The sequence below is a fragment of the Abyssisolibacter sp. ZYX002 genome, assembly GCF_056892235.1.
On record NZ_JARMXH010000006.1, the window covers coordinates 24,594 to 39,631 of the forward strand.

A 15,038-nucleotide genomic window follows, 5' to 3' on the forward strand; every position below is an offset into this window, starting at 1 on the left:
ATTTTATTTTTTTATAGTGTTTAAGATTTGTTTTAATACTTTAGGTGCACCTATTGGTGTATAACCCATGGGTACAACTACCTCTATAGGAACACTAAGATTATCAGCTATTTCTTTAAAATCCTTAAACCTATGCTTCACCTGTGGTGCTACTAATGCCATATCATAGTTATCTGCCTTCAATGTATCTTCAAACACACCTGTTCCAACTGCATTGATATCAAGATTGATACCTTGACTATCTGCTTCTTTTTTTATTGCTTTTACTATAATTGCACTAGACATTCCTCCAGAACATACCATTAATACTTTCATCAAATCCCCTCCTTATTCTATTGTTTATATATTACTACAGCAATTTTTATGCCAAGCTGTTAAAACTGAGTATTTATCAGCATTTTTTGTGAACTGTATCTTTTGTATCATTTGCATTTAATTTAAATTGATACAGTTATTTATAAATGAAAATAAAAAAAGAAAGTATATCTCCTAAAAAGATACACTTTCCACTTCATTATAATTTTAGTTCTGTCTTAACATTACTTCTAGTACGAATTTTGATATGTCGACTAGTGATTGCACTTTAATGTATTCCTGTAATGTATGTACTTTTTCCATGCCTGTTGCAACATTTATCACGCTTATATCATTAGCACAGAATATGTTAGCATCACTTCCACCACCAGTTGAGGTCTGCTTTGGCTTTATCCCTATTCTATTAAATACATCTGTAGCCATTTTTACTAGCTTATTATCTTTACTTATATCATATGAATAGTAACTATTAGATACTTCACACTCAAGTGTAGCACCATGTTTATTTGTTGCATCCTGAAAACATTTTACCATATGATCTGTTTGAATTTTTAATTTTTCATCATTTAAACTTCTTACTTCTGCAATTATTATAGCCTCTGGGCATACGATATTTGTAGCAACTCCTCCGTTGAACTTACCTATATTAGCAGTTGTTTCATCATCTATTCTTAGAAGTTTCATGCTAGAAATAGCTTCTGATGCAACCATGATGGCGCTAACACCTTTTTCTGGAGCTATGCCTGCATGAGCTGGCTTACCTATTACTTTAAATTTAATCAAATTTTGAGCAGGAGCTTTTATAATTATTGTCCCTACATCTCCACTACTGTCTAATACTATAGCTTGCTTTGATTTGACTTTATCGTATTCTAAATTTTTCGATCCTCTTAACCCGCCTTCTTCACTTATAGTAAATATAACTTCAACAGGCCCACAAGGTAAGTTGTTTTCTTTTATTACTCTAAGAGCTTCCATTACAGCAACTATACCTGATTTATCATCTCCACCTAGTATTGTATCTGTCTTACTAGTTATAATGCCTCCCTCAACAACAGGATCTATACCTATACCAGGTTTAACTGTATCCATATGAGCACTAAACATTAAAGGTTCTATATCTTTTGTACCCTTCATATAAGCATATATGTTGTTACCATTAGATCCTATTTTTTCACCTGCTTTATCTTTGTAAATCTCAAGCCCTAACTCTGTTAATTCTTTTACTATAAGATTGCAAAATTCACCTTCATTAAGTGTTTCACTATCAACTTTTACATATTCCATGAACTTGTCAATTACTCTTTCCTTATTTATCATGTCCTCACCTCTATTTCTTTCATACTACTTATATTGTATATATTAATGTTATTATATACAATATTTATTTTATGCAATTTCTAATAACTTTTTAGAGTAAATCTTCGTTATTCTTACTGTTATTCATATTTTTATTAATTTTATAATTCAATTGTTTTCTTCAAAGCACCTCTAAATGCTCATCTTAAATTTTTAGAATGAATATCTCCTTACTGTAATACCTTACTTTAAATCACTATCCCTTTCTTTAAAATTTATTGGCAAAAAACATGCTTCTCACTATAACAAACAGTTTCTCAGCTATCTGCTATAAAAGAAGCATAATTAGAATGATTTAATTCAATCTTATAACATTATTGGTGATCCCGGTCCAAGTGGCAATCCCAATAGATACCATATTACTATCAACGCTGACCAGAATAAGAAAAATGCTATTGAGTATGGTAACATATTTGCTATAAGTGTACCCATACCTATGTTTTTATCATACTTCTTAGCAAATGCTACTAGTATCGCAAAGTACGGTAACAAAGGAGTTACAACGTTTGTTATGGAATCTCCTATTCTATAAGCCATTTGAGTAAGTGCTGGATGGAAACCTAAGAACATAAACATTGGTACAAATATCGGACTTAAAATCGCCCATTTCGCAGAACAGCTTCCTACAAAAAGATTTATAATCGAAGATATCATTATGAATAGTATTAATAATACAGGTGTTGGTGCACCTACTGCTTTCAAGAAGTCCGCTCCTTTTATAGCCATTATTATACCCATGTTTGACCAATTAAAATAGTTAATAAATTGAGCTATTACAAACGATAAAACTATATATGGTCCCATCTCTGCCATTGCTTGTCCTAGCATTGTAACTATGTCTTTATCGCTCTTTATCTTACCCGAAACCTTCCCAAATACATAACCTGGTATAAAAAACAAAAGTGTAATCAATGGTACTAACCCTTTCATCAAAGGTGCCGTAAATTCTATCAATGAACCTGTCTCTGGATGTCTTAATAACCCATTAGATGGTATAGCTAACGCTAAAATAATTATAACAAATGCTAATAATGCTAAACCTGCTGCCTTTAACCCCTTTATTTCTTCTTTTGTAACTTTCTCTACTTTATCTGCCTTGTAAGTACTCATACCCATTCTTGGTGCTACAATTTTAACAGTAACCCATGTAGCAACAAAAGTAAGTATGAATGTAGATACAATTAAGAAATACCAGTTACAAGCTGGATTAACACCGAAGCTTGCGTCAACAGTTTCCGCTGCCTTTTGAGTAAATCCTACAACTAGTACATCTAGTGAGTTAATTATAAGATTAGCACTAAATCCTCCTGCTACTGCTGCATATGCTGCCATCATACCTACTATTGGATTCATACCCACAGCTAAAAACAACATTGCAGCTAGTGGTGGCATAACTATAAATCCAGTATCAGCTGCTGCATTTGCCATTATTGAAGTAAATATAACTATAATAACTACTTTTGAACCTTTGACATTTCCTAAAGTTTTTCTAAGTAATGCTGAAAATAGTCCAGTTTTTTCTGCTATACCAACACCTAATATACATGTCAAAACTAAACCAAGTGGTGGAAATCCTGCAAAGTTACCAACAGCATTTGTTAGCATCTTTTGTATGCCTTCTTTGGAAAGCAAATTGACAACCTTGATTGTCTCCTTTGAAACTGGATGAACTGCTGATAAACCAGATATTGAACCTATAAATGATATTAAAATTGCGATTCCAGCTAACCATACAAACAAAGTCAATGGCTCAGGAAGCTTATTTCCGGCTTTTTCAATAAAATCTAGGAATTTATCAAAGCCACGTTTCTTTTTTACTACAGCATCATTTGCTTTTTTCATTGTATCCCTTCTTCCGTGTAATAGTTTGAATTTTCAGAAAATATTTTCTACCTATTCATAGAAAGAGGCATAATATAACGCCTCTCTCTATTTATAATACATCCAACTCGAATATAAACATAATTCAGTTAAAATAAAAAGGAGTAAATTAATTCGAGTTTAGATATAATATAGCTGATTGTGCTAAAACTGCTGATGCTTTGTGAAGTATATCTTCATCTATATTGAATTTTGGATTATGTAGTGGATTAACTATCCCCTTCTCCTCATTGTACGTTCCAACTACAAAAAAAGCACCTGGTACTTTCTGCTGAAAATATGAAAAGTCTTCTCCACCCATTGTAGGTTTTATCAGTTCTACAACTTTACCTTCACCAAGTATAGCTTCACCAGCTTTTTTTACAATATCTAGTACCTCATCATTGTTTATTACTGGTGGATAGTAAGGTATATACTCAAATTCATATGTTCCTCCATTTGCAACAGTTATACCCTTCAATATATCTTCTATCCACATAGGCATTTGCTCTCTCATTTCATTTGTGAGTGTTCTAACTGTTCCTCCGAGTTCTACTCTATCTGCTATAACATTATGAGCTGTACCAGCATTAAATGTAGTAACGCTTAGAACCGCTGAATCTACTGGATCTACTTTTCTACTTATTATTGTCTGCAATGCCATATATACTTGACATCCAATATTAATAGGGTCTATACAGTTGTGAGGTTCTGCACCATGTCCTCCTTTACCAAATATCTTGATTTTGAACATATCTGGTGCTGCCATCATTGAGTTATATTTGATACCTATGCTTCCTGATTTTATTATTGGCCAAACATGCGCTCCAATAGCTATATCTACCTTAGGATTTTCTAAAGCTCCTTGTTTTATCATTCTATCAGCACCGCCCAATGATTCCTCAGCTGGTTGAAATAAGAATTTTATATTACCGCATATTTCTTCCTTAAACTCTGATAATATCATTGCCGCTCCTAGTAACCATGTAGTGTGAGCATCATGACCGCACGCATGCATTAAACCATCATACTTAGATTTATACTCAACATCATTTAACTCTGTCATCTCTAAACAATCCATATCAGCTCTTAATAAAACTGTTTTTCCAGGCTTTTTGCCCTCCAGAATGCCTATAACTCCAGTTTCTCCAATGTTTTTTATGACTTTCAACCCTAATTCTTCTAGCTTTTTTATGACCACTCCTGATGTTCTCACTTCATTTAATCCTACTTCTGGATGTGAGTGTATGTCTCTTCTTATTGCTACTAATTCCTCCCTAATTTCCTTAGATTTTTCTATAATTTTTTCACGTAACAAAGCCACTCCTCCTTTCTAATTGTTTTCAGATAATTCTGTGTATTAGTTATTTATTATAACAAGATAAAATAGCAAATACTATGTTGTTAACACTAATTTTTTTTGCATTCTATTGTGCTAAAGTATATAATACTATTACTACTCAAAAAAGGAGACATCAAATCATGAAAAACGACGCTAATAAATTGGGAATTATCTTGGAAGCTAGTAAATTACTTAATTCGACCCAAGACATTGATTATATACTAAACTTTCTTCTTAAAAAATCTTTAGAAATTATACAAAATAGTGATACAGGTATTATATTTCTATATGACAAAGACTTAGACGTGTTAATACCAAAGTTTCACCTAGGTTTTCATGAGAGCATACAAAACATTAGGCTATCTCCTGGAGAATCAATGACTGGTTTAGCATTCAGCCAAAAGGAAACTGTTTTCCTCACCAAAATTTATGATATAAATGTGACCATGTCAAATATGAAACCTGAAAACAAACTACTAATAAATGAATCTCTGCAAACTAAATCAGAGTTAAAAAGTACAATATGTTGCCCATTGATATACCGAGATGAGTGTATTGGTGTGATAGTAATTGATAACTTCGAAAATCAATCAGTGTTTACTAAAGCTGATGTTGATTGCCTTGAAGCGATATCTGCTCAAGCAGCAGTTGCTATAAATAATGCAAAAAACTATACAAAGGAACTTCAAAATATAGCAAAATTAGAGAAATATAATAAAATGCTAGAAGATGAGAAAAACAAATATAAATATTCAACATATCTTCACAATAAATTTTCAAGCATGGTTTTAAACGGTTGTAGTATTGATGATTTGATTGCAGATCTTTCACTACTAATCAAAAAAGATGTATTTGTTATAGATTTGTTCTACAATATGGCTAGTTCTAATTTTGAATACCATATCAACTGCGATATACTAAACTATAATCTAAAAGACATATATAGCCATTTAAACAGTAGTAGTGACACACGCTGGTATGACAGTAATTTATCAATGTATTATTTGTTTTATCCAATAATCGTTAACCTAGATACACTCGGATGGCTCTGTATTGTATCGAAAGACTATGATTTATCAGAGCTAGATAATATAACTGTTGAAAGATGCATTACATCAATAGCTTTAGAGCACTTAAAACTTAATGAACTAAGTGATTTAGAGCAAACACTTAAAGGAGATTTTCTAGACAGTTTATTAAACAATAATGATAAGAGATTTCTGAACAAATGTTTTAAAAAATATAAATTTGATTTTAATTATAAATGTCAAATGATAATATTTGAAATATCAGCACTTTGCTCAAAACGCGATAAAAATGATAGAAAAAGATATATTAGACTTATCAAATATTACTATAAAATAATAACTATAAAATCTAAAAAATATTTTTCTAATTCTATAGTTTTTATAAAAAATGATAATATTATAATAATATATAAAATAGATAGCAAGGATAGAAGTATTATTGAAAAATTTTTAGAAGAATTGAATAATGAAAGAAACTCAATGTTCCTATCCAAATATGAAAATATAGTACTTAAAGCAGGTATTAGCAATATTATCGAATGCTTAGATAATTTTAATCAATCTTATAATAATACTATTCAAGCTTTAAATATGGCAAAAAACACCAAGAATATTCTTCACTATTTATTCTATGAGGATTTAGAGATTAAAAAATTTCTATTATCAAATGATTTAGACGAACTTAAAGATTTTGTTGATAGAACTCTTGGTAACTTAATAAACTACAAAAAAGTATCAAAAAATGAATTTATGAAAACACTTGAAGTTTATATCAGAAGCAATGGAAGCTGGACATATACAAAAGATTTGCTTCATATTCATGGTAATACTTTAAGCTATAGATTAAATAAGATTATGAAGATTTTAGATGTAGATCTAGATAATTATAAACAAAGATTAAAGTTACAGATTGCATTTGAGATATTGGATTTGTTGTAGGATAAAACTCCCCTATTATAGTTATTTGCTGGTTAGTTGACTCTAACTTTTATGACTTAAGGGAGTTTTTCTATTACTCTCATTTACATAACAATAAATCTTCATCATTAAAGAAAATAACATCATAACACATATTACATTGTCATACATAGTAATATGTGTTATGATGTTATTGGAGGTAAATTTATGGATAAAATAATAAGTAGAGATTTAATTAGAGGGCATATTGATACGATTATATTATGTATTTTAATCGAACAAGATAGTTACGGCTATGAAATCATAAAAATTATCTTTGCTAATAGTAACGGTAAATACGAATTGAAAGAACCTTCGCTATATACTAGCCTAAAACGACTTGAAAAGCAAGGATTTATAAATCATTATTGGGGCAATGAGAGCCAAGGAGGCCGAAGAAAATATTACAAAATTACAAAAGAAGGCAAAATATACTGTAATAATGCAATACAAGAATGGAAGATAGCTAAAAATATTATCTCTAATTTAATAGAAAGGAATGATATAAGGTGAATGAACTAAGCAAACATGTAGACAATTTGTTTGAAAAATACAAGCACCATCCAAATACTAACGAACTTAAAGAAGAGATATTAAGTAATCTACAGGCAAAAAAAGAAGATTTAGTTTTAAAAGGATTAAGCGAAACTGAAGCTATAAATCATGCTAAAGAAAGTATTAATTCTATTGATTATCTTATTGATAATAATTTAAACGTTTATATTAACAAAGTAAGATTAGAATGGCTACAAAGTATTTTAATATATTTTATTATCGCTTGGATAATTATAATTCCTTTTTCTATATTCCGTTTATTAGATAAAGTCAACATAATTATAATAACAGCTATAGTTTTAACTGGAATTTCTTATCTAATATTGAGGCAAAGAAATGATGCAACTTATATAAATGAAAAAAAAATTATTAATATAAGTTTTTATCATAAAATAAGAAAACTCGGATGGATTATTTGGATAATCTTTATTCTGATTAGCATTGCAATTGTGACAGGTATTTATTTTGGAAGTAACATATACTTTTCAAAGCCTATTAACATAACAGGCCCTTATCAATTAGCTCAAGTGGTACTGCACTATCTTATGTACTTTATTTCAATAATTGTCCCACTAGCTATCAATAAATATATGAACTTATTATTAAAATATAATGAAGGTGAAAACTATGAATAAAAAAGACAAGTTGATTTTGATATTGCTTGGAATAGGACTATTAATGTTCATAACAGTCTACTTTATAATTATTCCTAAGCAAAGAGAAAATAGAGATAATTATTTGTTAGAACAACTAAATTCAACAACTCACGATATAAACTATATCTTAAAATACAAAAATAAGTACATGGGAAATGCATCAAATATCATAAACTTATATTATCATCTACCATTAGCAGATGTAAATAAAGATTTTGAGATACTTTCTAATAAATTAACACTTATTGTTAATTATAAAGATACGGTATCAAATATTGGTGATGAGAAAGTAAAATCGTCTTTAATATATAATGGGGTTGCTTCATTTGCATTAATTGATAACCTTAACAAAATTGTTTATAACTTCACTGGAGTGACTTACAATGTTGTGCGTAAAGATATAGAAAAGCATTTTGGAGATTTAGAAAATATAACTGATAAGAAGATTTGGAACAAAAAAGTTAGAAATATGTTACATGATAAAGATTATGTCTTTAATACATTCGATAAACTATTCTTTAAACAATAGCCATCATATTTATAACTGATCTATAATAAGATAATGGTCTGTATCAAAGCAATAAAACAGCCATTATCTTTATATTTATTTAATAATATATAGCTAATTATATCAAACCTTCCCTGATATCTTTTAATAATCCTTGGCATTTACCTACCCATTTTTCCTTATATTCCTCATCACTCTCCAAGATTCTATCTGCTAAATCTCTAATATCTTTAAAACCCATTTCAAGTGACTGATCTGCTAGTATTTGATATAGCTTGTTATCATTATCTGCAATCTCATTGACAACCTCTAGTTCTCTTACTCCTTGATTAGACATATGAAAAAGCCTATGATGTCCATCAACTGAAAATATCTTGTCTTTATACTTTATCACAAATATATCTCCCTGATCTTTATAATCATCAAATGTATTTATGATTTTATTTAGCTTAGATAAGGACAAATAATGTTGCTGTGGTATTATATCCTTAATAAATATATTAAACCTTACGTATTTATCATTCTCCATAATATCCTCCTGTCGTATGTAGGTTTATTTAAATAATTTATCTGCCAATAGTTTTGCAGTTGAAAAAGCAGCTTGTATGTTATAACCACCCGTATCTCCATCTATATCTAATACTTCCCCTGCAAAATACAACCCTTCTACTATCTTTGATTGCATTGTTTTTGAATTCACTTCCTTTATACTAACACCACCTTTAGTCACCATAGCAAGATTAAAGCCTTCTAATCTTTCAACTATAGCTTCATACGAAACTAAATTCTTAATAAGGTTATTTCTCAATTTTTTGCTTAACTGAGCACACTTCAAGTCATCACTAATTTCTGATATCTTCAATATACTCTCAAGTAGCCTTTTAGCTATATCATACTTCTTTAATACAGTTTTCACATATAGCTGTCCATTTTGAGTAACATCTTTAGTAAATTCTTTTCTGAAAATATCTTCTCCTACACCTATAAAATTAAGCTTAAGTGTATCTCCGACTTGTATATATCTAGAATAATTAATAATTGCTGGGCCTGATAAGTTCTTGTGCGTGAATAACAAATCGCCTCTAAAGCTTCTAATCTTTTTATTTTCTCTATAAAGAGATATAGGTATATTTAGTGATATCCCTGCTAGGTCACTAAATGCATAATTTTTTACATACACTGGTGTTAAGGCTGGTGAAATTTTCGAAACAGTATGCCCTAGCTTCTTTGCAAGCTTGTATCCATCTCCCGACGAACCTGTGTGTTGATATGAGCATCCACCTGTTGTTATTACTACTTTTCTTGACTTGTATGTTTTATTTTTATTTTTTACTAAAAATATGTCTTCTTCTTTTTTAATATCAGTTACTTCACTATCTAACCTTAAATCTACACCTCTGGTTTTGCATTCATTGAGTAATACATCTAATATGTCCTGTGCTTTAAGGCTTTTAGGAAATACTTTATCATTATCATCACTTATGAAGTGGATTCCTCGCTTATTAAAAAACTCTTTTAGTTTATTGTTATCAAAGTTATATAAAGCACTTCTTAAAAATCTATAGTTATCTCCATAATGATTTAAAAAATCCTTAATATCACCTTCGTGAGTTATATTACACTGTCCTTTTCCTGATATAAGAAGCTTCTTTGCAGGAGATTTTTTCTTTTCAAGTAATAATATTTTATTATTTTCTTTGCTAGTATTTATTGCAGTAAACAATCCTGCTGGCCCTGCTCCTATAACTATTATATCGTATAGTTTCATTATATCACCTTTCTAATTCTATAACTTATTTTATCCCACTTAGAGTTTATATTATTTTATTACTAAAAAGGAGATTACTCAAGAATTTTTTCTTAAATAATCCCCTTTATTAATTAATCATACAAGCTAATGTAATGGTTCTCAGCATCTACATTATGTTTTTTCATTAGCTCTATTGTTTTTTCTATATCGCTTTCTACTATAGCATTATAAATCTCTTTATGATCTTTAATGCTCTTTAATTTATTATCTTTTGATTTCACATAATTTAATACACTCATATCAAGCTGAGCTTGCGTCATAAGAGTTATTTGCTCCATTCTTTTATTTCCACAATTTTTTATTAATATCCTGTGGAATTCTACAGAGTAGTATAAAAACTTTTCTAAATCGTCTTGTTCATGAGCTAGTTCTTGCTGATTTACACATTCCTTCAATTGTTTTAGTAGTATATCTATATCACTATTTTTAAATATAAGTTCTATTATTCCTGTGAATAATACTCGATTGACATATACTAACTCTACTACATCCTCTGGTTTAAACTTTACAACACTAGGTCCTACATTGTGTATATGTTCTATAAACCCTTCCTGCCTTAGCCTGTTGATAGCCTCTCTTATGGGTGTCCTACTAACGTTGTATTTTTTTGCTATTAACTCTATGTTTAATCTCTCTCCTAATTCTAACTTTCCACTTATTATCTGTTTTTTTAGTACAGAATATATCTGTTGTGATAGAGATTTTTTTATAATAATTTCCTCGCTCATGTCCCACCATCCATTTTTCTTATACTAATTCTATACCTTTCTTTAATGCCCTGATATTTATATCTACGAACTTTTCTTTGACTGTTGTTCTAATTACATCTTCCCAGTCTATGAAATCAAGATCCATTGATTTTATCAATGCTCCTAATAGTACTATATTCATAGTTCTAATATTGCCAAGTTCTTTAGCTATTTTAGCAGCGTCAAATACTAGTGAAGTATTAACTCTCTCTACTATTTCTTCCTTTAATCCTTCTGGGTATTTTGCTTTCCCAATCAGTATTGGTGCTGACTCTATTCTATAATCATTTAATATTATTCTTCCATTCTTTTTAAGGTATTCAAGCCATCTGTAACATTCCATTTCTTCAAATGATACAAGTATATCAGCTTCCCCTAAACCTATAATAGGTGAATAAACCTTTTTTCCATATCTAACCTGAGTGCTAACACTCCCACCTCTTTGGGACATACCATGTATCTCTGACATTTTAACATCATAATCTGCATTCATAAGCCCTTTAGTCAAAATCTTACTAGCAAGAATAGTACCCTGTCCACCTACACCTACTAACAATATACTTTTAGTATCCATATCTTCACCCACCTTTACTTAATAGTAGAAATAGCATCTACAGGACAAACCTGTTTACATATCTCACAGCCTAAACACATATGTTCATTGATGACAGCTTTTTTATCCTCAGTATCAAATGATAACGCTGGACATCCAGTGCTTAGACACTTCCTACAGCCTATACATTTATCTTTATCTATCATACATAAATCGAATTTAACTCCGAATTCTTTCTTCTCTGGCTCTGTTCTTCTCTTAAGAGCACAAGGCCATCTTGTTATTACTACTGATGGTTCGTCTATACTAAGAGCCTCATCTAGTGCTTCCTTTGTCTCATCTAACCTTAGTGGATTTACTGTCTTAACATGTTTTATTCCCAAGGCCTTTACTATAGCCTCTATATCTGCCTCTATTGTCTCATCACCCTGAGCTGTTCTACCCGTTCCTGGATGATCTTGATGTCCAGTCATACCCGTTATTCTATTATCAAGTATTACTGTTACAGCATTACTTTGATTATACGCTACATCTAATAATCCAGTTAGCCCAGAATGGAAAAACGTAGAATCTCCTATTACAGAAACTACTCTTTTATCAGCATTGTTGCTTTTATATACTTTAGCTGCTCCATGACCTGCACTTACACTTGCTCCCATACATATAATTGTATCTACTGAGCTAAGTGGTGGTAATGCACCAAGTCCATAACAACCTATATCGCCTGTCACCATTATGTTTTTCTTTTTACTTAATTCATAGAATATTCCTCTATGAGGACATCCTGCACATAGTGTTGGTGGTCTTGGTACTAATTTATCCGCCTCTATATTTAAGACTTCATTTTCTTGATCTAACATATTCTTTCTAATTATATGAGGATTTAGTTCTCCTATATTTGGTATCTTGTCCTTACCTACTATATCTATTCCCATAGCTTTTACCTGCTCTTCGATAAATGGCTCTAATTCTTCTATAACATATAGCTTATCTACCTCATCAGCAAAATTTTTAATCTTTTCTAATGGTAACGGATAAGTAAATCCTAGCTTTAGATAAGAAACAGTATCTTTAAATACTTCCTTTGCATATTGATATGCTACACCTGAAGCTATAATCCCTATTTTTTTGTCATTCCATTCAATAAAGTTAAGTGGTGTTTCATTAGAGAATTTTTCTAATCTTCTCATTCTCTCTTCTACTTTAACTCTCAATTTTTTTGAAATTGCTGGCATAGTAGCGTATTTGTTTATGTCTTTGGTATAGTCTTTTAATGAAACGTCTTCCCTATCATTAAGTTTTACTATACTTTTACTATGACATATCCTTGTAGTCATCCTAATCATTGCTATAGTGTCAAATTCTTCACTTATTTTTACAGCCTCTTTAACCATTTCTTTAGCTTCTTGACTGTCGCTTGGTTCTAACATTGCTAGCTTTGCAAACTTTGCGTAATATCTATTGTCTTGTTCTGTTTGCGATGAATGTATTCCTGGTTCATCAGCTGATACCATTACAAATCCTCCATTAACTCCTGTATAAGAAAACGAGAACATCGGATCTGCTGCAACATTAACCCCTACTTGTTTCATACTTGCAAAAGCTCTTGCCCCAGCTATAGAAGCTCCAAGTGCTGATTCAAATGCAACCTTTTCGTTCGGAGCCCACTCAGCCATGATATCTCCCTTATATAAGGCAATATTCTCTAGTATCTCCGTACTAGGAGTACCTGGATAAGCAGCAGCAAATGTTATACCAGCTTCATAAACACCTCTAGCAATAGCTTCATTTCCTGTCATTAATTTTTTCAATGGTCTACACCCCTTTTCAAAGCAGATATGTTTTATATATTACATGTAATATATATTATATCATTATGTGAATTTTTTTCAACACAACACATATTTAAAATATTGGAAGTTTAAATTAAATTTTTTATATTTTTATGAAAAACATATTTACATTTTATTAAATTTATATTAATATTATAAATGTAATTATTAATAATATTAATTACTATATTTGCATATCATTATACAGGAGGTTTAACAATGAAAAAAAATTCAGTTGATAATAGAAATATGATTCTCTATCTATCAGGAAAATTCACGTCAATGTTTGGTACTAATGTTTATGCCTTTTCTATTGGTCTTTATTTGCTCAAATTAACTGGCGGTATGAGCTTTGCTCTTAATTTTGCTTTAAACACTATACCAAGATTATTACTTGGTCCTATTGCAGGAGTCATATCGGATAAATTTGATAAAAAGAAAATAGTCGTCTTCACAGATTTGATAAGCGGATTACTACTTGTAGGATTATTTATATTTACATTTTTCTCTGATCTCAATCCATTACCTATTTACATAACAACAATATTATTGACTTCATTTAACACGATATTTGGTATCACTATAGGTTCTGCTATACCTACTTTAGTTAATGAAGATAATCTAATAAAAATTAACTCTTATGATTCATCAGTTAACTCATTATCAAATATATTAGGTCCTATTGCTGGTGGTGTAATATTTGGCTTTTTAGATATAAAATATATTATACTTCTAAATGGAATATCTTTTGTTATATCTGCGATATCAGAATGTTTTATAGATTTTAAAGCTTACGTTAATAAAGATACTAATGAAAACAAAGATACTAAAATCTCATTTATAAAAGATATAAAAGAGGTATTTTCATTCTTACAATCACAAAAAGCACTGTTCTCTATAATGTTATTAATACCTATTTTGAATTTTCTTTTCGTATCAGTTAGTATAGGTTTTCCATTTATTTTGGTTAAAAAATTATCCATGTCTTCAAAATTATTTGGTACTGTGCAAGCTAGTTTCGCTATTGGAATGTTAGTCATGGCATTGTTGTTTTCTAGAATAAAGGAAGTCAAAAAAGTGGGTTTAAATCTTGGTTTGTTTATAATATTCACAGGTTTATTAGCTGTCTTCATTGGTGCCCCAGCATCAGGCATGTTTGGTAATCGAGATATAATCTTTTATGCTGTATATTACTGCATAGTACTATTTATATTTGGCGGTACTAATATAATGATTAATATGCCAATGCAATTATTAATGCAAAAGAAAACTCCTAAAGAATATTTAGGTAGATTTTACGCCATTATAGGTACTATGGCAAACGTAGCAACTCCTGTAGCTGCGATATTATATGGTTTCTTATTTGATAGAGTCAATAGTTTCATGCTATTATCCACCTCTGGAATACTTATGGCACTTATAGGTATATTTATATTGATGAATAAGTCCTTACATGAAATATAATAATAAATCCCCTAAAAAGCTATCTTTGATTAAAATCAAGATAGCTTTTT

Annotated in this window: 14 protein-coding genes; 5 read left to right on the forward strand and 9 right to left on the reverse strand. The window is 30.2% G+C overall.

What is annotated here, in order from left to right:
- Nucleotides 1-3: 3 nt before the first annotated feature.
- From P3X86_RS16120 to P3X86_RS16135, 4 genes are all read right to left on the reverse strand, one after another.
- Nucleotides 4-315 carry a PTS sugar transporter subunit IIB gene (locus tag P3X86_RS16120; protein ID WP_483293754.1) on the reverse strand — a complete coding sequence of 104 codons (312 nt, stop codon included), beginning with the start codon at nucleotides 313-315 and terminating at the stop codon, nucleotides 4-6.
- Nucleotides 316-522: 207 nt separating this feature from the next.
- Entirely contained in the window at nucleotides 523-1,635 is a 1,113-nt protein-coding gene (locus P3X86_RS16125; RefSeq protein WP_483293755.1) for a M20/M25/M40 family metallo-hydrolase, read from the reverse strand.
- 345 nt (nucleotides 1,636-1,980) lie between these two features.
- Nucleotides 1,981-3,516 (reverse strand): AbgT family transporter, encoded by a 1,536-nt coding sequence (locus P3X86_RS16130; RefSeq protein ID WP_483293756.1) that lies wholly within the window; start codon nucleotides 3,514-3,516, stop codon nucleotides 1,981-1,983.
- Between the two features lie 148 nt (nucleotides 3,517-3,664).
- On the reverse strand, nucleotides 3,665-4,852 hold the full coding sequence (locus P3X86_RS16135) for a M20 metallopeptidase family protein (RefSeq protein ID WP_483293757.1): 1,188 nt from the start codon (nucleotides 4,850-4,852) through the stop codon (nucleotides 3,665-3,667).
- A gap of 164 nt (nucleotides 4,853-5,016) precedes the next feature.
- On the opposite strand from P3X86_RS16135, the gene P3X86_RS16140 reads away from it, so the two are divergent.
- The 4 genes from P3X86_RS16140 (at nucleotide 5,017) to P3X86_RS16155 (ending at nucleotide 8,601) form a co-directional block, all read left to right on the forward strand.
- Nucleotides 5,017-6,843 (forward strand): helix-turn-helix domain-containing protein, encoded by a 1,827-nt coding sequence (locus P3X86_RS16140; RefSeq protein WP_483293758.1) that lies wholly within the window; start codon nucleotides 5,017-5,019, stop codon nucleotides 6,841-6,843.
- 186 nt (nucleotides 6,844-7,029) lie between these two features.
- Nucleotides 7,030-7,374, forward strand: a complete 345-nt coding sequence (locus P3X86_RS16145; RefSeq protein ID WP_483293759.1) for a PadR family transcriptional regulator — start codon at nucleotides 7,030-7,032, stop codon at nucleotides 7,372-7,374.
- Nucleotides 7,371-8,051 (forward strand): permease prefix domain 1-containing protein, encoded by a 681-nt coding sequence (locus tag P3X86_RS16150; protein WP_483293760.1) that lies wholly within the window; start codon nucleotides 7,371-7,373, stop codon nucleotides 8,049-8,051. Before P3X86_RS16145 ends, P3X86_RS16150 begins: the two co-directional genes overlap by 4 nt.
- Nucleotides 8,044-8,601, forward strand: a complete 558-nt coding sequence (locus P3X86_RS16155) for a DUF4825 domain-containing protein (RefSeq protein WP_483293761.1) — start codon at nucleotides 8,044-8,046, stop codon at nucleotides 8,599-8,601. Before P3X86_RS16150 ends, P3X86_RS16155 begins: the two co-directional genes overlap by 8 nt.
- A 97-nt stretch (nucleotides 8,602-8,698) precedes the next feature.
- On the opposite strand, the gene P3X86_RS16160 is transcribed toward P3X86_RS16155, so the two are convergent.
- From P3X86_RS16160 to iorA, 5 genes are all read right to left on the reverse strand, one after another.
- Complete coding sequence (locus P3X86_RS16160; RefSeq protein ID WP_483293762.1) at nucleotides 8,699-9,109, reverse strand: hypothetical protein; 411 nt, start codon at nucleotides 9,107-9,109, stop codon at nucleotides 8,699-8,701.
- Between the two features lie 24 nt (nucleotides 9,110-9,133).
- On the reverse strand, nucleotides 9,134-10,348 hold the full coding sequence (locus P3X86_RS16165; protein ID WP_483293763.1) for a BaiN/RdsA family NAD(P)/FAD-dependent oxidoreductase: 1,215 nt from the start codon (nucleotides 10,346-10,348) through the stop codon (nucleotides 9,134-9,136).
- Between the two features lie 113 nt (nucleotides 10,349-10,461).
- On the reverse strand, nucleotides 10,462-11,118 hold the full coding sequence (locus P3X86_RS16170) for a GntR family transcriptional regulator (protein WP_483293764.1): 657 nt from the start codon (nucleotides 11,116-11,118) through the stop codon (nucleotides 10,462-10,464).
- A gap of 19 nt (nucleotides 11,119-11,137) precedes the next feature.
- Nucleotides 11,138-11,713, reverse strand: a complete 576-nt coding sequence (locus P3X86_RS16175) for an indolepyruvate oxidoreductase subunit beta (protein ID WP_483293765.1) — start codon at nucleotides 11,711-11,713, stop codon at nucleotides 11,138-11,140.
- Nucleotides 11,714-11,727: 14 nt separating this feature from the next.
- Nucleotides 11,728-13,503 (reverse strand): indolepyruvate ferredoxin oxidoreductase subunit alpha, encoded by a 1,776-nt coding sequence (iorA, locus tag P3X86_RS16180; protein ID WP_483293766.1) that lies wholly within the window; start codon nucleotides 13,501-13,503, stop codon nucleotides 11,728-11,730.
- A gap of 240 nt (nucleotides 13,504-13,743) precedes the next feature.
- On the opposite strand from iorA, the gene P3X86_RS16185 reads away from it, so the two are divergent.
- Nucleotides 13,744-14,988, forward strand: coding sequence for an MFS transporter (locus tag P3X86_RS16185; RefSeq protein ID WP_483293767.1), 1,245 nt, complete (start codon nucleotides 13,744-13,746; stop codon nucleotides 14,986-14,988).
- The last annotated feature ends 50 nt before the right edge of the window (nucleotides 14,989-15,038 follow it).